Below are 22,931 nucleotides of genomic sequence, written 5' to 3'. Positions count from 1 at the left end.
TATGAAACAACTCCTGTTCTTTATAGCTCTTGTCCTGTTGGGCTCTGACCTTCATGCACAGGAGTTGCAAGCCAAAATCAATATCAATCATCAGCAGGTGCAGACAACGGACAAGACGGTGTTTGAGAACCTGCAGCAGACGCTGGAGCAGTTTGTCAACGAACAGCAGTGGACGGCACTCCAGTTTCAGGAGAATGAGCGCATCCAGTGCTCGTTTAATATCACTGTGACAAAGTATGACGCCGGCAGTAACCGTTTTACTTGTACGGCATTGGTACAGGCTAATCGGCCAGTGTTTAATTCGTCCTACAACACCACCTTATATAATAATAATGATAAGCATTTCGATTTTGAGTTTGTGCAGTACGACCAGCTCAATTTCAACGAGGAGGTCATCGACAACCAGTTGGTGGCACTCTTTGCCTATTATGCCTATCTGATTATTGGCCTGGACCTGGACAGTTTCTCACCGATGGGAGGAACGGACGTGCTGCAGCGCTGCATGAACCTGACGAACAATGCGCAGAACCTTGACTTCGCAGGATGGAAATCATTTGAGGATAGCCGTAACCGTTTTGCCATCATCAATGATTACCTGGACGAGGCGATGAAGCCTTTCCGTCAGTTGCAATACGACTATTATCGTCAGGGACTGGATGAGATGGCGCAGAATGTGGAGCGCGGACGTACGAATGTGACAACGACTTTGGAAACCAACCTGAAGAAGGCGCATGAGGATAAGCCCTTGAGCCTGTTGCCACAGATCTGGACGGATTTCAAGAAGGACGAACTGGCAAATATCTATAAGGGAAAGGGCACTCAGAAGGAGAAAGAGAGTGTCTATGACGTGCTGTTTGGTATCAATGCCTCACAGAACGCTACCTGGGAAAAAATAAAGAATTAGTTATGCTGAAGCAACTATATATCAAGAACTTTACGCTGATTGATACGCTCGACATGGAGTTTCGCAGCGGTTTCTCGGTGATAACGGGTGAGACTGGTGCCGGAAAGAGTATCATCCTTGGCGCCATCGGCCTGTTGCTGGGACAGCGTGCAGACTCTAAGAGCGTGAAGATGGGCACGGATAAATGTGTCATCGAGGCCCACTTCGACTTGTCGCGCTATGGGATGGAACGTTTCTTCGACGAGAACGAGATAGAGTTTGATGCCGAGGATACCATCATCCGTCGTGAACTGACGTCGGCTGGCAAGAGTCGTGCTTTTATCAACGACACGCCTGTGGCCCTTTCTATGCTGAAGGAGCTGGGCGAGCAGTTGGTTGATGTGCACTCGCAGCATCAGAACCTGTTGCTCAACAAGCAGGACTTCCAACTGAATGTTGTGGATATCATTGCTGATGATGCCAAGGAACTGACGGACTATCAGCAGACGTATGTGCGCTATCAGGAGTTGAAGAAAGAGGAACAGCGCCTGCGTGAGGATATCGAACAGGGACGCCAGCAGGTGGACTTCATGCAGTTTCAGTATGACGAACTGACCAATGCCCGTCTGTCGGATGGCGAACAGGAAGAACTGGAGCAGCGCAGCGAGACGATGTCGCATTCAGAGGACATCAAGACGGCCCTTTATGAGGCAGAGTCGGCGTTGTCTGGTGATGAAGGCGGTGTGGTTAGCAATCTGAAGAAAGCTGTTTCTGCCCTGCAGGGTATCGAACATGTTTATCCTGACGTGGCTGAGTTGGCAGAGCGCATGAACAGTTGTTACATTGAACTGAAAGATGCTGCTGCCGAGGTCAGTGGAAAGATGGATGATGTAGATTTTAATCCTGCGGAACTGGATATGGTGAATACACGTCTGGACAGAATCTACGAGCTGCAAAAGAAATACAAGGTGGAGCGTGTTGACCAGTTGCTTGCTATTCAGGAGGAACTTGGCCGTAAGCTCTCGAATATAGAGAATAGTGATGAGGCTCTGGCAGAGATTGAGCGACAGGTCAGTGAAACGTTGAAAGACGCACAGAGAAAGGCCGAGTTGCTCACAGAGAAACGACGTGTTGCTGCTGGCGCTATTGAGAAACAGATGCGCGAGCGACTGGTGCCTCTGGGTATGCCTAATGTGCGCTTCGAGATTGCTGTGGAGCAGGAGCCGTTGGGACGTTGTGGACAGGATAAGGTGTCGTTCCTTTTCAGTGCCAACACATCCACACCGCTGCAACCTGTATCTCAGGTGGCATCGGGTGGTGAGATTGCACGTGTGATGCTGTCGCTGAAGGCGATGATCAGTGGTGCCGTGAAGTTGCCTACCATCATCTTCGATGAGATAGATACTGGCGTGAGTGGAAAGATTGCCGAACAGATGGCGCGCATGATGTCTGAGATGGGACATTGTGACCGTCAGGTTATCAGTATCACCCACCTGCCTCAGATTGCAGCCTTGGGTTCTACACACTATAAGGTCTACAAGGACGAGACCGCTCAGGGCACTACGACGCACATGCTGATGCTTAATGATGAGGAGCGTGTATGGGAGATTGCACAGATGCTCAGTGGCAGCGATGTGTCGGAGGCGGCTATCCAGAATGCAAAAGAACTTTTGAAATTATGAAACGACTATATATGATTGTCAGCCTGCTGATGCTGACAGTGACGATAATGGCTCAGCCCTCATGGGTGAAAAAGGCTACGAAGTCGGTCTTTACGTTGAAGACGTTTACGGCCGATGGTACGCTCTTAGGCAGTGCTAATGGCTTCTATGTAGGCAAGAATGGTGAGGCTATCAGTTGTTTTGCTCCTTTCAAAGGCGCCCAGCGTGCTGTTGTGATTGATGCAGCGGGCAAGGAGTATGAGGTGACTTGCATCCTTGGTGCCAACGAGACCTATGATGTGGCGAAATTTCGTGTGACAACGGGTAAGACGCAGCCTCTGACTGTTGCGCAGGGACAGGCACCGGCTGATGCCTCAGTATGGCTTCTGCCTTATAATCAGGTGAAGAAAGTGCCACAGGGTACTGTTCGTAAGGCTGAGACTTTCAATCAGAACTATGCTTATTACACGGTGGCTCTGCAGATGCCCGAGAATTCCGTTGGAGCGCCTTTGTTCAGCGAAACAGGTGAGGTGTTGGGCCTGATGCAGCAGCCTGCCTCATTGAAGGATACGCTGAACTATGCCGTAAGTGCCCTTTTCGCAGATAGCCTGAAGACCACCGGACTCAGTATCAACGATCCTGTGTTGCGTGCTACGGGCATCAGGAAAGCATTGCCTCAGGATGTAGGACAGGCTCAACTGTCTCTCTATATTGGTGGCGCTTCACTCGACTCGCTGGCTTATTGTCAGTTGATAGAGAACTTTATCCTGCAGTTCCCCAATCACCCTGACGGTTATACCTATCGTGCACAGCAACTGGTGAATGGCAGTCGTTTTGCTGATGCCGAGCGTGATATGAAGAAGGCCCTGAAGGTGGCAGAGAAACCAGATGAGGTGCATTATACCTATTCTCGTCTGATGCTTCAGAAACTGTTGTATATGCCGGAACAGGCTTATGATGCCTGGTCGTTTGACGGCTCTTATGATGAGGCTGGCGAGGCTTATCGCATCAATCCGTTGCCTACCTATCGCCAGCAGCAGGCTGTGGTGCGCTATGCCCAGCAGCGCTATGATGATGCCTATGCTATCTATGAGGAACTGTTTACTTCCAGCCTGCGCTCACCAGAGCTCTTCTATGCTGCCTCTGTTTGTAAGGAACAGTTGAAGGACAGTGTTGGTCAGTTGGCCTTGCTCGACAGTTGCATGGCACAGTTCTCTCGTCCTTATTTGAAAGAGACGGCACCCTATCTGCTTCACAGGGCACAGTTGCTGATGGATATGAATCGTCATCGCGAGGCTGTGACCGACCTCAACGACTACGAGGCGCTGATGAAGACGCAGCTCACCTCAAATTTCTATTATATGAAATATCAGGCTGAGATGAAGGGACGTCTGTTTCAGCAGGCACTCGATGATATCAACGAGGCTATCCGTATGACACCACAGTCGGACCTCTACTATGCAGAGAAGGCATCGCTGCAGGTTCGCGTGGGACTCTATAGCGAAGCTGTTGAGACGGCAAAGACCTGTATCCAACTGGCACCCGATCATAGCGATGGCTATCTGTTCCTGGGCTTGTCCCAGTGCTTGCTGGGCCAGAAGACAGAGGGCGTGAAGAACCTGCAGAAGGCCGGTGAACTGGGCGACCCTCAGGCAGAAGGCCTGATAGAGAAATACTCAAAGTAAATCCTCAAATCTCAAACCTCAAAGCGTATGACTTGGCAATATGTTCTGACAATCTTCGTAGGTGCTATCTTAGGTGGCACTATCGGACTGGAACGAGAGTATCGTTCCAAGGAGGCTGGTTTCCGCACCCATTTCCTTGTTGGCTTGGGCAGTGCGTTGTTTATGGTGCTTTCCATGCACGGCTTTGATGGTTTCGAGGGACAGCCAGGCGTTATCATCCAGCGTGATCCTGCTCGTATGGCAGCACAGGTGGTCAGCGGTATCGGTTTTATCGGTGCTGGTACCATCATCTTCCAGCGGAATGTGGTCAAGGGACTGACTACTGCCGCTGGTCTTTGGGTCACCTCTGCCATTGGTATGACGGCAGGTGTCGAGATGTACGATGTTGCCATTGCCGCCACGGCATTGGTACTGATTTGTCTGGAGGGTTCCAACTTCCTGCATCATCGCGTGTTTAAGTCGCAGAAGCGTGAATATGATGTGGATGAGAAAAATGAATAAATAGCAAAGAAATATATATGAACGAGAATACAGAGAAGAGAATAAATCCTTTTTTCCAGCCTTATGGCACACCTCATGATGCTGTGCCTTTCGACCGTATCCGCCTGGAGGACTATGAAGAGGCCTTCATGGAGGGTATCCGTCGTGACAATGAACAGATAGAGAAGACGATTAATAATCCTGCCAAGCCCACGTTCGATAATACCATTATTAATAAGGACGACGATACTGAGGGCTATTATGACTTGTTGGAGCGCGTGTCGACCGTGTTCTTCAACCTGCTGAGTGCAGAGACGAATGATGACATGGATGCGCTGGCTCAGAAGATGCAGCCTATCCTGACGCAGCATGCGAATGATGTGCGACTGAACGAACGCTTGTTTGAGCGCATCAAGTATGTGCATCGTCATCATCGCAAACTGACACCCGAGGAGAAAATGCTGCTCGACAACTGCTACGATGGTTTTGTGCGTAGTGGTGCACTGCTCGATAAGGAGGGAAAGGACAAACTGCGCCAGCTCACGGAAGAGGCAAGTATGCTGTCTCTCCAGTTCTCGCAGAATCTCTTGAAGGAGAATAAGGCCTATACACTGCATATCACGGACGAGAAACAGCTCGACGGCCTGCCTCAGACGGCTATTGATGCTGCAGCAGAAGAGGCTCGCCAACAGGAGAAGGAGGGTTGGATCTTTACGCTCGACTTCCCTTCCTATTCGCCGTTCATGACCTATAGCACACAGCGCGATCTGCGTCAGCAGTTGTATATGGCGAAGAATACAGAGTGTATCCACGATAACGAGAATAACAACCTGGAAATCTGCAAGCGCATCGTCAACCTGCGTCGTGAGATAGCGCAGTTGCTGGGTTTCAGGACTTATGCCGACTATGTGCTGAAGAATCGTATGGCTGGCAACGTGAAGAGTGTCTATAAACTGCTGAACGACCTTATCGATGCCTATAAGCCTACGGCAGAAAAGGAGAGGGAGGAACTGAAGAAATCTGCCAAGGTGGATTTCGAACTGGAACCTTGGGATACCTCTTTCTATTCTCATAAGCTGCAGCTGAAGAAATATAATCTGGATGCCGAGATGCTGCGTCCTTATTTCCAGTTGGACAAGGTGATTGACGGTGTCTTCGGACTGGCTAATAAACTCTATGGCATCAGCTTCAGGGAGAACAAGGATATCCCTGTGTATCATCCTGATGTGAAAGCCTATGAGGTATTTGACAAGGACGGTTCTTTCCTGGCAGTGTTCTATGCCGACTTCCATCCGCGTAAAGGTAAGCAGGGTGGGGCATGGATGACCCAGTATCAGGGACAGTTTATTGACAAGAAGGGTGAGAATGTGCGTCCTCATGTCTCTGTGGTGATGAATTTCACGAAGCCAACAAAGGAAAAGCCTGCTCTGCTGACGTTGGGCGAGGTGGAGACTTTCCTGCATGAGTTCGGTCACTCGTTGCATGGCATGTTTGCCAACACCCGCTTCGAGAGTCTCAGTGGAACTAATGTATGGTGGGACTTCGTAGAACTGCCTTCTCAGTTCATGGAGAATTTCGCTGTGGAAAAGGAGTTCCTGCGCACCTTCGCCTTCCATTACGAAACGGGTGAGCCTTTGCCTGATGAACTGATTCGCCGTATCGTGAAGAGCCGTAACTATATGGCAGCATCGGCCTGCTTGCGTCAGGTGTCGTTCGGCCTGCTGGATATGGCTTATTATACGAAGAAGGATGCCTTTACTGATGATATTATCCCATTCGAGAAGAAAGCGTGGAAAAAGGCCATCATCGGTAAGCAGCGTATGGATACCTGCATGACGGTACAGTTCTCGCATATCATGGCTGGTGGCTATGCTGCCGGTTACTATAGTTATAAGTGGGCTGAGGTACTTGATGCTGATGCTTTCTCTGTATTCAAGAAGGAAGGTATCTTCAATCAGCAGACGGCCCAGCGCTTCCGTGACGAGATACTTTCTAAGGGAGGTACGGAGAATCCTATGACGCTTTACAAGCGATTCAGGGGAGGTGAACCAACAATTGATGCATTACTGAAGAGAAATGGAATCAAACGACAAACAAAGTAAGCTGGATTCGCGCTATCTGCGTATGGCGCGTATCTGGGCAGAGAACTCGTATTGCAAGCGCCGTCAGGTCGGTGCGCTGGTGGTCAAGGACAAGATGATTATCAGCGACGGCTATAACGGTACGCCTACAGGGTTTGAGAATGTATGTGAGGACGAGAACAATATCTCGAAGCCTTATGTCCTCCATGCAGAGGCTAACGCCATTACCAAACTGGCACGCTCTAATAACAATAGTGATGGCTCAACCATCTATATCACGGCCTCGCCTTGTATAGAATGTGCCAAACTGATTATCCAGGCGGGCATCAAACGTGTGGTCTATGGCGAGAAATACCGTCTTACGGATGGTATCGAACTCCTGGAGCGTGCAGGTATTGAAGTGGTGTATCTGGAGGTTTGATGTTTGATGTTTGAAATTTGAGGTTTGAGTTTTAAGGATTAATCGATGAATACAAAAAATAGATTTTCGCCCCTTTGGTTGGCTCTGGCTGTGGTGATTGGTATCGCCATCGGCACATTCTATGCTAATCATTTCTCAGGCAACCGTCTGAGTATCATCAATTCTGGCAGTAACAAACTGAATAATCTGCTTTACATTATTGATGACCAGTATGTGGATACTATCGATATGGCTGACCTCGTAGAGCAGGCTGTGCCTCAGATATTGGCGGAACTGGATCCGCATTCCACCTATTTCTCTGCTAAGGATGTGCAGATTGCCAACGATGACCTGCGTGGCTCTTTCTCTGGCGTAGGTATTGAGTTTACAATCCGCAATGACACCCTGCGTGTGCAGAATGTCATCAGCGACGGACCTGCAGAACAGGCTGGCGTGTTGGCGGGCGATAAGATCGTGACGGTAGACGACTCGGTGTTTACTGGCAAGTCGCTTACCAATGATGAGGCCATGCACCGTCTCAAGGGACCAAAGGATACCAAGGTGAAACTGGGTATCCTGCGCTATGGCGAGAAGGATTTACGTTATATCACCGTGACGCGTGGCGAGATTCCTATGAGGAGTGTCACAGCGGCTTATATGCTTGATGACAATACGGGTTATGTGAAAATTAAGAATTTTGGCGAGAATACCTATAACGAACTCTTGGTGGCGCTGGCACAGTTGACGATGGATGGCTTTCAACAGCTCACCATCGACCTGCGTGGCAATACGGGCGGCTATCTGCAGTCGGCTGTTCAGATTGCTAATGAGTTCCTGCCCAAGAATAAACTGATTGTCTATACCGAGGGACGCCGTTCTCCCCGTGAGGAGTATCGCAGTGACGGACGTGGCAGTTACAAGCAGATGCCATTGGTCATCCTGATTGACGAGGGCTCGGCTTCTGCCAGTGAGATCCTGGCGGGTGCTATTCAGGATAATGACCGTGGTACGGTCATTGGACGCCGTTCGTTTGGTAAGGGATTGGTGCAGAAACCTGTGGAGTTCGGTGATGGTTCGATGATGCGTCTCACCATAGCCCGTTATTATACGCCTTCAGGCCGTTGTATCCAGAAACCTTATACCAATGGTATGGATAAGAACTACGAGGAAGACCTGATGCTGCGCTATCAGCATGGTGAGTTCTTCTCGCAGGACAGCATCAAGCACGAAGGTCCCGAGTATCACACCAATAATGGTCGTGTGGTCTATGGCGGTGGTGGTATCACGCCTGATATCTTTGTGCCAGAGGATACCAGCGACTTCACTTCCTATTACAAAGAGGCTTCTATGTCGGGACTTATCCTGCAGTTTGGCTATGACTATACCGACCAGCATCGTGCTGTGCTGAAGGAATATGACAGTGAGGCATCACTACTGAAGTATATCAAGAAGCAGAATCTTGTAGAGCAGTTTGCACAGTATGCTGAGAAACACGGTCTGAAGCGTCGTAACCTGATGATTCAGAGGTCGCGCCGCCTGTTGGAACAGTATATCTACAGTCGTGTGATATACAACATCCTCGATGAACAGTCGTGGTTGCAGTATCTCAACGAGGACGACCCTGCTATCCGTGAGGCGTTACGCGTCTTTGAGGCAGGTGAGGCTTTCCCAAAGGCACCTGACTTGAAAGGTTCGAAAGCGAAGAAGGTTGCTATGAGTTTTGACTATCGCGCCGTCCACAAATCATCCGTGGTAGTGGCAAGGGCCTAACAGAATCGTATGTCGGTAATCACTTGATTGCCGACATACTCGTTTAATCGGTTTACATATTCCTGACGGCGCATGCTCAGGTCGGCACGCAGGGCCGGTATGCGCAGCTTGACGTAGAGCGTCTGGTTGTAGATGTTCACATCGGTGGTGTAGCGCGCTATGGCTTCTCCTGCCACAACAGGCCACGCCTCAATCAGGCGCTTCTGTAGCAGAGGCGTCTCCAGACCTTGCATCCTCAGATTCTGGAGTATCAGGTCCTTGAGGGCTTTCTCGCGTCGCTTAAACATGTATCTCTCCGTCGTTTACTTCGTAGAGCTTATAGTCAAAACTGCTCTTCGACAGGATTTGGTCTATATGGTCACGATTGGTGTCGGTAATGAATATCTGACCGAACTGGTCGCTGGCCACCAGCTGGATAATCTGTTCTACACGCTGTGCATCCAGCTTGTCGAAGATGTCATCAAGCAGGAGTAGGGGCGTGGTCTGTGCATTGGTGCGTTTCAGGAACTCAAACTGTGCCAGTTTCAGGGCAATCACGAACGTCTTCTGCTGGCCCTGACTGCCTTCACGGCGCATGGGATGTCCGTCGAGCATAATCTCAAGGTCGTCACGGTGAATGCCGTGCAGGGAATAGCCCACGGCTCTGTCCTTGAAGCGGTCGCGCTGAATCACCTCCAGCAAGGGACCGCGCTGACAATGTGATGTGTATTTCAGTGACACCTGTTCGTGTCCACCGGATATGGTCTCATAGAACTGTTGAAACAATGGTATCAGCTGTTCTACGAAGTCCGCACGTTTCTGATAGATTATCTCACCCTCGCGTGCCATCTGTTCTTCCCATAGCGACAGGAGTTCCGGGTCTGGCTCGCGGTCTTCTATCTTCAACATCGCGTTACGCTGCTGCAATGCTTTGTTGTAACGGTTCAGGGATTCCAGATAGGGATGGTCCAACTGTGAGATGACGACATCCATCAGTCGGCGTCGTTCCTCACTGCTCCCCTCAATCAACTGGATATCTGCAGGTGATATGAGTACGATAGGTATCAGTCCGATGTGCTCAGAAAGACGTTGGTAGGCCTTCTTGTCGCGTCTGAACACCTTCTTCGTACCTCGCTTCATGCCACAGTGGATGGTGAAGGTTGAGTTTTGAGGATTGAGGTCTGAGGTCTGATATTCCCCTTCCAGCATGAAGAAATCCTGGTCGTGACGTATCACGAGAGAGTCCTGTGTGGTCTGTGCCGAATGACAGAACGACAGGAAATACACGGCATCCAGCACGTTTGTCTTGCCCGCTCCGTTGTGACCAATGAAGCAGTTGATATTGGGCGACAGTTCCAGTGTTGCCTCCTGAATATTCTTATAATTGATGATTGAAAGGTGCTCTAATATCATCCCTTGGATTCTAATTTTGCTGCAAAATTACTGCTTTTAAGGCTTAAAAACAAAAAAGTCGGCAATAAATTTCATTATGTGCAACTTTTTCTGTAATTTTGCGCCCGCAATTTATAGCGAATCTAAAAATAAATATTATAATGGCAGATACAAATTTTTCAAATGGTGCTCCTGCTGCAAACGAGCACAGTCAGAATGAGGCTTTGATCCTCAAGTACAAAAATGTGATTATCATCGCTGTGGTAGCTTTGATCGTATTGGTAAGCGCAGGCTTCTTCTATAAGAGCTATTCTGCTGACCAGTTCAAGAATGCCAGCACAGAGATGTCAAAGGCTCAGGAGTATTTCAGCAATGCTATTGCTCAGGGCGATACCGTGATGTTCCAGAAGGCTCTGAATGGCGATGGCGCTAACGAGGGTTTCGTTGCTTTGGCAGAAGAGGGTGGCAAGGTAGGTAATCTGGCTAACCTCTACGCTGGTCTTTGCTATGCTCATCTGGGCAATATGCAGGAGGCTGCTTCTTATCTCGAGAACTACGATGCTGCTGACGATGCCATGGTTTCACCTGCTGCTGTTGGTGCCCTGGCTGATGTAAAGGCTTCTCTGGGTGAGCTCGATGAGGCTGTTGAGCTGTTCAAGAAGGCTGCCGACAAGGCTGACAACAACACTCTCTCTCCTCAGTTCCTGATTAAGGCTGGTGAGATTCTGGAGAGCCAGGGTAAGAAGGAAGATGCCTTGAAGCTCTACGAGCAGATCAAGGCTAAGTACCTGAACTCTATGGAGTATGGTAAAATCGATGCTTATATTGAGCGCGTAAAATAATGGCTACCGCATTACATAATCTGAGCGACTACGACTTCAACGCCGTGCCCGATGCTTCGAACATGATTTTCGGCATTGTGGTGGCTGAGTGGAACCCTGAGATTACAGGAGCCCTGCTTGAAGGTTGCGTGGCTACGCTCGAAAAGCACGGCGCACTGACTGAGAATATCCACGTGAAGACCGTTCCAGGTTCATTCGAACTGATTTACGGTGCTCACCAGATGACTCTCAATGATGGCTACGATGCCGTCATCGTCCTTGGAAGTGTGATTCGTGGCGAGACACCTCACTTCGATTATATCTGCGAAGGTGTCACAGCAGGTATCGCACGCCTGAATGCAACAAGCAATATTCCCGTCATCTACGGACTGCTTACCACTAACGACCTGCAGCAGGCTAAGGACCGTGCAGGAGGCAAGTTCGGTAACAAGGGTGATGAATGTGCTGTGGTTGCTATCAAAATGGCTAAATTCTAATTAATTACACATAGTTGGCAGGTGTGACCTTTGGGTCGCACCTGCTTTCTTTTAACCTAAACACAATGAAAATGAAACAGATTATTTTTGCTGCACTTCTTTTGATGTGTCCCGCTATGGCTGTTAATGCCGCTGAGTTATCGAACGATACTGTTGTTATCGAAAAGGTCGCTGATGTGGTGAACCTGGATTCTGACGATGACTTCTGGAAGGACAAGCACGTCATGATTAAGTCGAAGAGCCAGAAGTGGGATGTTGATCCATATATGTACCTTGGTTTCAACACCATGCTTGGAGCTCCCTCGGAATATAAGTTCAACCTGTGGCCTTCTTTTGACCTTGGCTTTGGTCTGCTGGGTGAGTGGATGCCCTATGGCAAAAAGAATGTATGGGGCCTGGGTATTGGTATTGACTGGCGCTATTATCGCATGGACGATGCCACATATTGGGAAAAGGACCTCACCACGGGTGTGATGGGCCTTACGGATTATCAGGTACTTCAGTCTGATCGTCGTACCTCGCTTTCTGAATTCAGTCTTCAGGTACCTGTTACCTATACCCATTATTTCGATAAGGAGTTGGACTGGGGTGTTACCTTAGGTGCTATCGTAAATTTCAATACTGGTGCTCATGTAACCCGTGAGTTTACCTACCAGGACGAGGACTATGAAGTGGAGACTGGTTCTATCCACCAGCGTCCTGTTACCGTTGACGGTCTGCTGATGGTGCATACACCTGGCGATGTCGCCATCTATTGCAGGTACTGCCCCATGAAATTCTTCCGTGATGGCTATGGTCCAAAGATGAATCAGTTCAGCTTCGGTATCTATTTCTAACCCAACTTTCTTTATCATGAAACTGATATCTTGGAATGTAAACGGTCTTCGCGCTTGCGAGGGTAAGGGCTTCAGCGATGCTTTCCGTGCGCTGGATGCTGATTTCTTCTGCCTGCAGGAGACGAAGATGCAGCCTGGACAACTGGACCTGCATTTTGATGGGTACAAGTCATACTGGAACTCTGCCGAGAAGAAAGGGTATAGTGGAACGGCTATCTTCACCAGGCATCAACCACTCAATGTGACGTATGGTATTGGTATCGATGAGCACGATCACGAAGGACGTGTCATCACACTCGAGATGGAAAAGTTCTTCCTGGTGTGCTGCTATACGCCCAACTCACAGGATGGCTTGAAGCGTCTGGACTACCGCATGCAGTGGGAGGATGATTTCCGTGCTTACCTGATGCGCTTGGATGAGCAGAAACCAGTAATCCTTTGTGGCGACCTGAATGTGGCTCACGAGGAGATAGACCTGAAGAATCCGAAGACCAACCGAATGAATGCCGGTTTCACGGATCAGGAACGTGAGAAGTTCAGCACCCTGCTGGCCTCTGGTTTCACCGATACCTTCCGTTGGAAGTATCCGGAACAGATCACCTACTCATGGTGGTCGTACCGTTTCCAGGCCCGTCAGAAGAATGCCGGCTGGCGTATCGACTATTTCGTGGCTTCCAACCGTTTGCAGCCGCAAATCGTCGATGCCAAGATACATACGGATATCCTGGGCTCCGATCACTGTCCTGTGGAACTGGAACTGAGTATCTGATTTTTCAGAACCCTGTCTCTTATTATCATAAGGCTCTCGAAGAAATTCCGGAAGCCTTTTTTTGTTTTGGTATGCTAGTAATCCGATTATTAAATGTGATTTTTGATAAATGTTGATGTTAGTTTCGGGGTTTTAGAAAAGAATTATTATCTTTGCACCTTGTAAACTAAAAACCATACAGGATATGCTAAATAACAACAAGGCATTTGTTTATTTCATCTGCTCTGTGTCGGCTATGGGCGGTCTGCTCTTTGGCTATGACTGGGTAGTGATAGGCGGTGCAAAACCTTTCTATGAATCATTTTTCGGAATAGCAGGTAATACGTGGCTACAAGGCGTTGCGATGTCAACGGCCCTGGTAGGCTGTCTGATAGGTGCCATGGTAGCCGGTGCCTTGGCCGACAGGTACGGACGCAAACCACTGTTGACCACAGCAGCCGTACTGTTCACGGTCTCTGCTATAGGCACAGGTCTTTTTGATGATTTCACCTTGTTTAATATAGCGCGCTTCATTGGTGGCGTGGGTATTGGCGTGGCTTCGGCCTTGTCGCCCATGTATATTGCCGAAGTGAGTCCGGCGCATATCCGTGGACGCATGGTGAGTCTGAACCAGATGACCATTGTCCTTGGTATCCTTGGTGCGCAGATCGTCAATATGCTGTTGGCCCGCGATACCTCTATAGTTGAGAACGCAGCATGGAATTTGGAGTGGGGCTGGCGCTGGATGTTCTGGGCCGAGACCGTGCCGGCAGGCTTGTTCCTTGTGATGAGTTTCTTTATACCGGAGAGTCCTGTGTATCAACAGATGAAGGCTGCGACAATGTCGCAGCATACAGGACAGAAGGCTGGACTGAAGGAACTCATGGAGAGCAAATATAGTAAGGTGTTGTTGCTAGGCCTCGTCATCGCCGTGTTCCAACAGTGGTGCGGCACGAATGTGATTTTCAATTATGCCCAGGAAATATTTGTGGGAGCCGGCTATGATGTCGATGGCATGTTTATCGATATCGTTATCACAGGCATTGCCAACGTGGTATTCACCTTTGTAGCCCTGTATACCATCGAGAAATGGGGACGTCGCACGCTGATGCTGATTGGCGCAGGCGGACTGGGACTTATCTATCTGACATTGGGAACCTGCTATTTTCTGGAGGTGAAAGGCGTGATGATGGTGGTACTCGTGGTGACGGCTATCTCTGTCTATGCCATGACATTAGGACCTGTCACGTGGACGCTGCTGGCAGAAATCTTTCCCAATCAGATTCGTGGCGTGGCTATGGCCGTTTGTACCTTCGCCCTGTGGGTGGGTTGTTGCACCTTGACGTTCTCGTTCCCATCGATGAACGCCGCCCTAGGTTCCAGTGGCACCTTCTGGATCTATAGCGCCATCTGTGTGTGCGCCTTTATCTTCCTCTGGCGACGCTGTCCTGAGACGAAAGGAAAGACTTTAGAACAATTAGAAAAAGAATTAGTATGATAAAAGCTTGGAGAGAAATTGTTACTATTCCTACCTATGAAATAGGGAAGGCCGAGAAGAACCCGATATTCCTGGAAAAAAGAGTCTATCAGGGTTCCAGTGGCGTGGTTTATCCGTATCCTGTCATCGAGTCGATAGCCAATGAGCCCACACCACACGAGTGGAAGGTGGTGTTCCTGGAGAATGAGTATATCAAAGTGATGGTGATGCCCGAACTGGGTGGACGTATCCAGATGGCGTACGACAAGATCAAGCAGCGCCACTTTGTGTATTACAATCACGTTATCAAACCTGCCCTTGTGGGACTGACAGGTCCCTGGATCAGTGGTGGTATCGAGTTCAACTGGCCTCAGCACCACCGTCCGTCAACCTATCTGCCTGTTGATTGCGATATTGTGGAGAATGAAGATGGCAGTGTGACGGTATGGGTGAACGAGATGGAGCGTATGTTCCACCAAAAAGGTATGGCAGGTTTCACACTCCGTCCCGGTTGCGCCTATCTGGAGATACAGGGACGCGTCAGCAATCGTACGTCATTGCCTCAGACCTTCCTCTGGTGGGCAAACCCTGCCGTGGAGGTGAATGATGCCTACCAGAGCGTCTTCCCACCCGATGTCAACGCGGTGTTTGACCACGGAAAGCGTGCCGTGTCGAGTTTCCCCATCGCTACGGGTACCTATTACAAGATGGATTACTCGGCAGGTGTGGACATCTCGAACTATAAGAATATCCCCGTGCCTACGAGTTATATGGCAGTCAACTCAAAATATGATTTCGAGGGTGGCTATGAGAACGATACCAAGGGCGGTATGCTCCATGTGGCTAGTCATCATTTCTCGCCAGGCAAGAAACAGTGGACATGGGGTAATGGTGACTTTGGAAGAGCGTGGGATCGGAATCTTACAGACATGTATGAGGACAAAGGTTTCCGTCCCTACATCGAGCTGATGGCTGGCGTTTATACGGAGAACCAGCCCGACTTCACATGGCTGATGCCCTATGAGGAGAAACAGTTTACGCAGTATTTCATGCCTTATCGTGAGATTGGTATCGTGAAGCAGGCCAACAAGGATTTCGTCCTGAATATCGAGAAGACCGAGGGCGGCGTCAGTTTCAAGGTGCTGGCCACATCGGAGCAGACGGCACGTGTGCTGCTGCGGAACAAGAGCGGAGAAACCTATTTTGACCAGACTTTGACGCTGTCGCCCGAGGCTGTCATTGAGCAGGCGGTAGCGTGTCCCGCTGTTTCGCTGAACGATCTGACACTGTCAATCACTAAGGCTGATCATATCTCTCATCAGTCATCTCTCATCTGGGAAGCAGAACCCGATGATATCCGTCCTATTCCCGATGCTGCGGAAGCAGCCCTGTCGCCACAGGACACAAAGACCAACGACCAGCTTTATCTCACGGGTCTGCACTTGGAGCAATACCGTCATGCCACATGGAGTGCCCTCGACTATTATGAGGAGGCACTGCGCAGGGACCCCAATGATGTGCGTTGCCTGAACCAGACGGGACTATGGTATCTGCGTCGCGGTCGTTTTGACAAGGCAGAGACCTGTCTGCGCAGGGCTGTGAAGATATGGCAGAAACGTAATCCGAATCCCTATGATGGTGAGGCTCTTTTCAACCTCGCCCTGACATTGAAATACCAGGGTAGGGCAGACGAGGCCTATGGCCTGTTCTGGAAGTCTACCTGGAATAAGGCGTGGGCTGATGCCGGTTACTTCGAAGCCGCTTGTATCAGTGTGTCCCGGCAGCGTTATGATGATGCGCTCGACGAGTTGAACCGTTCTCTCATCTTCAATAGTTGCAATCACAAGGCACGTGCTTTGAAGGCTGCAGTTCTTCGTCTGCAGGGTCGTCAGGAGGAGGCTCTGGCATGGATTGAGGACAGTCTTGCGCTGGATCACTTTAACTACGGCTGTCGTTATGAGAAGTTCCTGCTTACAGGCGACGATACGCTGAAGATGCTGATGCGCAAGAGTAGTGAGAACTACGAGGAACTGGCATTGGACTATGAACAGGCCGGACTGCATGATGAGGCTTTGGCCATCTGGAAACTGGCGGAAGAAGAGGGTGCCGTGAGTCCGATGACCTATTATTATATGGGAAGCCTTGAGCAGGCGGAGAAACAACCTGCTGACTATTGTTTCCCCAACCGACTGGAGGCTGTCGTCGCCTTGGAAAGAGCAAAACAGCAGAATCCGCAGGGTGCCAAGGCGCCTTACTATCTGGGATGCCTCTACTACGACAAGCGTCAGTATGACCTTGCCATAGAGAACTGGGAACTGTCGGCAGAACTCAATCCTGAGTTCCCCACCGTATGGCGTAACCTGGCGTTGGCCCGCTTCAACAAGCAGCATAAGCCTGACGAGGCGGTGGCATACATGGAGAAGGCCTTCCATCTGGACGAGACGGATGCCCGCGTGTTCATGGAGTTGGACCAGCTCTATAAGCGCATACAGAAACCTCATGCCGAACGATTGGCATTCCTGCAAAAGTATCCCCAGCTGATAGCTCAGCGCGATGACCTTGTACTGGAGGAGATTACCCTGCTGAACCACTTGGGACGCCATGAGGAGGCGATGAAGAAACTCGATGCCCATCAGTTCCACCCATGGGAAGGTGGTGAAGGCAAGGTCAGCGGACAGTATCAGATTTGCAGAATAGAGCTCGCTAAACAGGCGCTCGTACGTGGTGAAAAGGAGAAGGCTACGAAGTTGTTGGAGGAGTGTCTGGTGTTCCCGTCGCATCTTGGCGAAGGTAAACTCTATGGCGCACAGGACAATGACTTCCTTTATTTCCTCGGGCGCTACGAAGAGGGTACGGCAGGTCCTACCGAACCGGCCGCTGCCATGTATTATAATGATGCGAAGCCCGATAAGATATTCTATGCTGCCCTGTGCTATCGCAAACTGGGACAGGAGGATAAGGCGCGCGGCCTGTTCTATAAACTGGTGAACTATGGTAAGCAGCACCTCTTCGACCACGTCACGATGGACTATTTCGCTGTGTCGCTGCCCGACCTGCTGATATGGGATGGTGACCTTGACCAGCAAAACCGCATCCATTGCCTCTACATGCTTGCCCTGGGCTATTATGGCCTGGGCGACAAGACGCATGCAGAGCGCTATCTCAAGGAGGTGGAGCGTGAGGATATTAATCATTTTGGCGCAAAGACCCTGCGCTCGTTGATGAACATGTAAAATATTTACGGATATGAAAAAACTGATTTCACTGTCGGCGCTGCTACTGATGATTTGCTTGTCGGTAGGCGCACAGACCAAGACCGTTGCTGTGTTGGGCGACTCGTATTCCACTTTCGAAGGGGCTATCCCTGAGGGAAATGCCATATGGTATTTCAAGCAGAACAATCCCAACCTGACTGATGTGAACAGCGTGGAGCAGACCTGGTGGACACTGCTCGCCAGGCAGAAGGGGTGGAAACTGGGAATGAATAATTCCTATAGTGGTTCTACCATCTGTAACACGGGTTACAACAAGGATGACTATAGCGACCGCTCGTTTACCAAACGTATGGACAACCTGGGCGAGAACCCTGATGTCATCCTGATTTTCGGTGCCACGAACGACAGTTGGGCACATTCCCCTATCGGTGAGTTCAAGTATGAGAATATCACCAAGGAGGACCTGTGGTCATTTCGTCCTGCTATGGCATATATGTTGGGCTGGATGAAAGAGCACTATGGCAAGTCGACTATCTATTTCCTGTTGAACGACGGACTGAGTGCTGATGTGACAGAGTCGTCAAAGACTATCTGTGAACACTATGGTGTGAAATGCATTGAATTGCAGGGTATTGCTAAGAAGGCTGGACACCCATCCGTGAAGGGTATGCAGCAGATTGCAGAACAAGTAGGACAGGTGATTGAATGAGAAAAGGACTGATTCTTTCTGCTCTCGCCATGCTGCTGGGTATGGGAGGTGTGCAGGCTCAGATGGTGATGGATTTGCAGGGTCCCTGGGACTTTGCCCTTGGTGATTCCGCACATTACGATGACTACGTGGTGCTGCCTGGCTCGCTGCTCACAAATGACAAGGGTCATGAGGTGGATATCCACACGCAGTGGACGGGCTCGCTCTATGACTCGTCGTATTTCTATAACCCGTATATGGAACCCTACAGAAGGAAGGGACAGATGAAGTTCCCCTTCTTCCTGACACCCGAGAAACACTATGTGGGAAATGTGTGGTACAGGAAATATGTGTATATCCCCAAGGAATGGAGCGACCAGCGTATCACGCTCTTCCTGGAGCGCCCGCATATTGAGACCACGGTCTTTGTCAACGGACGTGAGGTGGGCCACCAGATGTCGCTGTCCGTGCCTCACCGCTATGATGTGACGAAATTCATCAAGAAGGGTGAGCGCAACGAGATAGCTATCCGTGTGTATAATGGTATCGAGAATGTGTGTGTGGGACAGGACTCGCACTCGGTGACAGACCAGACCCAGGGCAACTGGAACGGTATCACTGGACGTATTGAACTGCAGGCACAGTGGAAGAAGTTGAATATCAAGCGCGTGCGTGTGACCCCTCATATCAAGGAGGGTGCCGTCACCGTGGAGGTACAGTTGGAGAATCATGTGGACGGCCTGCGCTTCTTCCCCATCAACGACTATAACGTGTCGGCCAATATCAAGTACATGAACGACGGAAAGGTGGGTAAGATGGTGCGCGGCTCTACAGTCATTGCAGAGGGTAGTAACATCAAGTTTAAATTTGGATTAGGACGCGATGTGAAATTCTGGGATGAGTTCCATCCTAATCTGTATCGCCTGACGGTAGAAGCTGGTGAGACAGTCTATGAAACACAGTTCGGCTTGCGCGAGATAAAGGCAGAGGGGCGTCAGCTCTATATCAATAACCGTCCGCTCTTTCTGCGTGGCACGGTGGAGAACTGCTGTTTTCCAGAGACAGGTTTTCCCCCAACCGATGAGGACGAGTGGATGCGTATCTTCAAGAAGTGCAAGGAGTATGGTCTCAACCACGTACGCTTCCATAGCTACTGTCCCCCCGAGGCAGCTTTTGCTGCTGCCGACCGTGTGGGTATCTACCTGCAGCCCGAGGGTCCGTCGTGGCCTAATCATGGTGTGAAGCTGCGCCGTGGTCAGGCGATAGACAAGTATCTGTTGGAGGAGTCAAAACGTATCGTTGATGAGTACGGTCATCACCCCTCGTTTGTGATGATGGCTGCCGGCAACGAACCTGCCGGCGACTGGGTAACCTACTGTAATGACTGGGTCAGACAGATGCATGAGTACGACTCTACCAAGGTGTATTGCGGTGCATCGGTAGGTGGCGGATGGGCCTGGGATGGCGGTTCGGAGTATCACGTAAAGGGTGGTGCCCGTGGACTGGACTGGGACAGAAAAGCCCCGTCGAGCGATGACGACTACTACAGTGGTATAGAATATCCTCGAAACTATAAAGGAACGACACCTAATGATTCTCCCATCATTGCCCACGAGCAGGGACAGTGGTGTGCTTTTCCTGACTTCAAGGAGATTCCTCAGTACACGGGTGCCTATAAGGCGCGCAACTTCGAGATTTTCCGTGATTTGTTGCGCGACAATGGTATGGAGCAGATGGCAGAGAAGTTCCTGATGGCCAGTGGAAAGTTGCAGACGCTCTGCTATAAGTACGAGATAGAGCGCAACCTGCGTACAAAGGATTATGCAGGATTCCAGTTGCTGGGACTGAACGACTATAGTGGTCAGGGAACGGCTCTTGTAGGGCCGCTGAATGTGCATTGGCGTGAGAAAGGCTACACCACGGGCAATGACTGGCGCGAGTTCTGCTATCCTCTGGTCCTGTTGGCCCGCTTCCCCAAGTTCATCTATTCCAATCAGGAGGAACTGTGCGTCCCCATCGAGGCCTATAATGCGTTCTATGCCAATTTGGAGAGTGTGAAGGCCGCGTTCTATATCACCGACGATACGATGCGTGTGTATCATGGCGGACGTATGCTCTCCAATAATATCCCGGTAGGAAAGAATCATCAGATGGGTGTGGTGGAGTTCCCGCTCGACTCTGTCAAACAGCCCACCAAGATGACGCTGCATGTGAAAATCGGCAATGTCATCAAGAACCACTGGGACTTCTGGGTCTATCCGGAGGAGAAGACTGATGAGAAGCTGGAGGGAATACATATGACCGACACCCTGGATACCCAGGCCCTGAAGGTGCTGAAGAAGGGCGGCACGGTGCTGCTTACGGCTGCCGGACGCGTGACGCTGGGCAGTGATGTAAAACAGTCGTACCTGCCCGTATTCTGGAACACGTCGTGGTTTAAGATGCGTCCGCCGCATACCACAGGTGCGTATATCGAGAAGCAGCATCCGTTGTTTAAATATGGCTTTCCTACAGACGATTGGTCGAATCTGAACTGGTGGGAACTGTTGAACAAGGCACAGGTGATGAACTTGATGGAACTGCCCAAGGACTATCAGTCGCCCATCCAACCTATCGACACGTGGCACGTATCTCGTAAGTTGGGCATGCTCATAGAGGCTCGTGTGTTGAAAGGTCGCCTGTTGATGACCACAATGGATATTAGTAATGATTTGGAACATCGTGTGGTGGCCCGACAGATGCGCAAGGCAATCCTCGACTATATGAAAAGTGATGATTTCCAGCCCACGCTAACGTTGACGCCGGAAACCATCAGTCACTTCTTCACCCGTCAGGCACCCGCTGTGGATATGTTCACAAACGATTCGCCTGATGAGTTGAAACCAAAAATCAAATAGGATTTATGAGCACCCCTTGGTGGTCATGATACGAAGCACCAGGTCGTCGGTGGGACCCATGCCATCGGCACCAATGGCAGTCAGATTGTGGATGCTGCGGTCTACGCAGTCATCCACAATTCCTTCTTCACTGGTCACGCATTTGCCTTCCATCGACAGGAGGGCAGAGAGGATGGCGGTGCTGACTCCTGATGTGATCTTCAGCGAACAAGAGGGTTTGGCGCCGTCACAAATCATACCCGTCAAATTGGCAATCATGTTCTTCACACTGCGACAGCAACGCTCATAGTCGCCGCCCATCAGGTAGGTGATACCCACACTGCTGCCGATAGAGGCAACCACGCACCCACACAGCGCCGAGAGTGTGCCCAGTGACTGTTTGATATAGATAGCTGTGAGATGACTCAGGGTGAGGGCACGAATCAACTCTTCTTCCGTGTTCTCATTCTCCTTGGCATAGACGCAAACGGGATTGGTGGCACAGATGCCCTGGTTGCCGGAACCAGAGTTGGACATCACGGGAATCATGGCGCCTCCCATACGGGCATCGCAGGCTGCTGCCGTTCGGGAGATGATATGTGAGAAGATGGTATGTCCGAAGATACCCTTCGCCAGCGGACGGTCGATGGTCTTTCCTAGGTTATGTCCGTAGTTGCCCTTGATGGCCTCGCGTGCCGCATTCATGTTATAGTCGCGTGTCTCCAGGATAAAACGAATCTCGTCCAGCGGAGCCGTCGTCGCAAAATCATAGACCAGACGGAAGTTCAGTGGGAGGGCGTTTCCTGCATCAGCACCTTCCTGACTCTCCGCTACGACCTTTTCACTTTCCACGAAGTGCGTATGTGTGCCGGCAATGATGGCCGTCTCACTCTTCTCACCTGCAGAGCACGTCACCTCCACATAGAGTTTCTCCGTGATGCCCTGCTTCATCTGGATGCAGATACGCTTCTCGTTGATATACTGTTTGCCGGCTTCCAGAGCCTCTGGCGTCAGGTCTTTCAATACCTCCAACTGATAGTCGCTCTTGCCGATAAGGGCACCCAGGGCGATGGCGATAGGCAGACCTATCATCCCTGTGCCGGGGATACCTACACCCATCGCATTCTTCAGGATGTTGGCACTGAGCTTAGCAACGATTTTCTCGGGTTTCTGTCCCAGCTTCTCTGTAGCTTTCGCTGTACAGAGGGCTACACACATGGGTTCGGTACAACCGATAGCGGGCACTACTTCCTGTCGGATAAGTGCAATGATTTGTTCGCGGGTTTCTTTGCTGATCATAGTATCTATGATGTAAGACTTTTTTAATGTGCAAAAGTACGCTTTTCCTTTGAAATAGCCAAATAAATAGTTATTTATTTGCTTTATTGGAAAAAGATGTTTATATTTGCGTCCAAATAGAACAGTATAAACCTAAAACAGAT

Annotated in this window: 17 protein-coding genes and 1 pseudogene; 15 read left to right on the top strand and 3 right to left on the bottom strand. The window is 50.1% G+C overall.

Going from position 1 to position 22,931, the window contains the following annotated elements:
- Position 1: 1 nt before the first annotated feature.
- From porD to L6466_RS10490, 7 genes and pseudogenes are all read left to right on the top strand, one after another.
- Positions 2 to 904: a type IX secretion system protein PorD gene (gene porD, locus L6466_RS10520; protein WP_237795358.1), complete on the top strand. Its 903-nt coding sequence runs from the start codon at positions 2 to 4 to the stop codon at positions 902 to 904.
- Positions 905 to 906: 2 nt separating this feature from the next.
- A complete protein-coding gene (gene recN, locus L6466_RS10515) occupies positions 907 to 2,565 on the top strand; it encodes a DNA repair protein RecN (RefSeq protein WP_237802948.1) in 1,659 nt (552 codons plus the stop codon).
- Positions 2,562 to 4,229, top strand: coding sequence for a serine protease (locus L6466_RS10510; protein WP_237802950.1), 1,668 nt, complete (start codon positions 2,562 to 2,564; stop codon positions 4,227 to 4,229). Before recN ends, L6466_RS10510 begins: the two co-directional genes overlap by 4 nt.
- Positions 4,230 to 4,256: 27 nt before the next feature.
- Positions 4,257 to 4,670: pseudogene (locus tag L6466_RS10505) on the top strand (MgtC/SapB family protein); the annotation flags it as partial.
- A gap of 77 nt (positions 4,671 to 4,747) precedes the next feature.
- A complete protein-coding gene (locus L6466_RS10500; protein WP_091851382.1) occupies positions 4,748 to 6,811 on the top strand; it encodes a M3 family metallopeptidase in 2,064 nt (687 codons plus the stop codon).
- On the top strand, positions 6,786 to 7,211 hold the full coding sequence (locus L6466_RS10495; RefSeq protein WP_237802951.1) for a deoxycytidylate deaminase: 426 nt from the start codon (positions 6,786 to 6,788) through the stop codon (positions 7,209 to 7,211). Before L6466_RS10500 ends, L6466_RS10495 begins: the two co-directional genes overlap by 26 nt.
- A 45-nt stretch (positions 7,212 to 7,256) precedes the next feature.
- On the top strand, positions 7,257 to 8,960 hold the full coding sequence (locus tag L6466_RS10490; RefSeq protein WP_091814847.1) for a S41 family peptidase: 1,704 nt from the start codon (positions 7,257 to 7,259) through the stop codon (positions 8,958 to 8,960).
- On the opposite strand, the gene L6466_RS10485 is transcribed toward L6466_RS10490, so the two are convergent.
- Both L6466_RS10485 and recF read right to left on the bottom strand, forming a co-directional pair.
- Positions 8,957 to 9,247 (bottom strand): DciA family protein, encoded by a 291-nt coding sequence (locus L6466_RS10485; RefSeq protein ID WP_091814845.1) that lies wholly within the window; start codon positions 9,245 to 9,247, stop codon positions 8,957 to 8,959. The two genes, L6466_RS10490 and L6466_RS10485, sit on opposite strands and share 4 nt — an antisense overlap.
- A complete protein-coding gene (recF, locus tag L6466_RS10480) occupies positions 9,240 to 10,352 on the bottom strand; it encodes a DNA replication/repair protein RecF (RefSeq protein ID WP_091814842.1) in 1,113 nt (370 codons plus the stop codon). Before recF ends, L6466_RS10485 begins: the two co-directional genes overlap by 8 nt.
- Positions 10,353 to 10,492: 140 nt before the next feature.
- Here recF and L6466_RS10475 point away from each other — a divergent pair, with 140 nt between their 5' ends.
- The 8 genes from L6466_RS10475 to L6466_RS10440 all read left to right on the top strand — a co-directional run bounded on the left by L6466_RS10475 (position 10,493) and on the right by L6466_RS10440 (position 21,510).
- Entirely contained in the window at positions 10,493 to 11,173 is a 681-nt protein-coding gene (locus L6466_RS10475; protein ID WP_091814839.1) for a tetratricopeptide repeat protein, read from the top strand.
- Positions 11,173 to 11,649, top strand: a complete 477-nt coding sequence (ribH, locus tag L6466_RS10470) for a 6,7-dimethyl-8-ribityllumazine synthase (protein ID WP_091851389.1) — start codon at positions 11,173 to 11,175, stop codon at positions 11,647 to 11,649. The genes L6466_RS10475 and ribH overlap by 1 nt, the downstream gene beginning before the upstream one ends.
- Before the next feature lie 71 nt (positions 11,650 to 11,720).
- Positions 11,721 to 12,485: a hypothetical protein gene (locus L6466_RS10465; protein ID WP_237802952.1), complete on the top strand. Its 765-nt coding sequence runs from the start codon at positions 11,721 to 11,723 to the stop codon at positions 12,483 to 12,485.
- A gap of 16 nt (positions 12,486 to 12,501) precedes the next feature.
- Complete coding sequence (locus L6466_RS10460; RefSeq protein ID WP_237802953.1) at positions 12,502 to 13,254, top strand: exodeoxyribonuclease III; 753 nt, start codon at positions 12,502 to 12,504, stop codon at positions 13,252 to 13,254.
- A gap of 184 nt (positions 13,255 to 13,438) precedes the next feature.
- Positions 13,439 to 14,731: a sugar porter family MFS transporter gene (locus L6466_RS10455; RefSeq protein WP_091814827.1), complete on the top strand. Its 1,293-nt coding sequence runs from the start codon at positions 13,439 to 13,441 to the stop codon at positions 14,729 to 14,731.
- The gene (locus L6466_RS10450; RefSeq protein ID WP_237802954.1) at positions 14,728 to 17,943 is read left to right on the top strand and encodes a DUF5107 domain-containing protein; all 3,216 of its coding nucleotides are present in this window, start codon (positions 14,728 to 14,730) and stop codon (positions 17,941 to 17,943) included. Before L6466_RS10455 ends, L6466_RS10450 begins: the two co-directional genes overlap by 4 nt.
- A 13-nt stretch (positions 17,944 to 17,956) precedes the next feature.
- Entirely contained in the window at positions 17,957 to 18,634 is a 678-nt protein-coding gene (locus L6466_RS10445; protein ID WP_237802955.1) for an SGNH/GDSL hydrolase family protein, read from the top strand.
- Entirely contained in the window at positions 18,631 to 21,510 is a 2,880-nt protein-coding gene (locus L6466_RS10440; protein ID WP_237812938.1) for a DUF8487 domain-containing protein, read from the top strand. The genes L6466_RS10445 and L6466_RS10440 overlap by 4 nt, the downstream gene beginning before the upstream one ends.
- A 3-nt stretch (positions 21,511 to 21,513) precedes the next feature.
- Here the strand turns inward: L6466_RS10440 and L6466_RS10435 are convergent, their stop codons facing one another.
- Positions 21,514 to 22,788 carry an L-cysteine desulfidase family protein gene (locus L6466_RS10435; protein WP_237795394.1) on the bottom strand — a complete coding sequence of 425 codons (1,275 nt, stop codon included), beginning with the start codon at positions 22,786 to 22,788 and terminating at the stop codon, positions 21,514 to 21,516.
- Positions 22,789 to 22,931: the final 143 nt, after the last annotated feature.

The sequence above is a fragment of the Prevotella communis genome (assembly GCF_022024175.1).
GTDB lineage: Bacteria > Bacteroidota > Bacteroidia > Bacteroidales > Bacteroidaceae > Prevotella > Prevotella communis.
The sequence above is the reverse complement of the archived record's forward strand: the minus strand, read 5'-3'. Positions and strand labels throughout refer to the sequence as shown.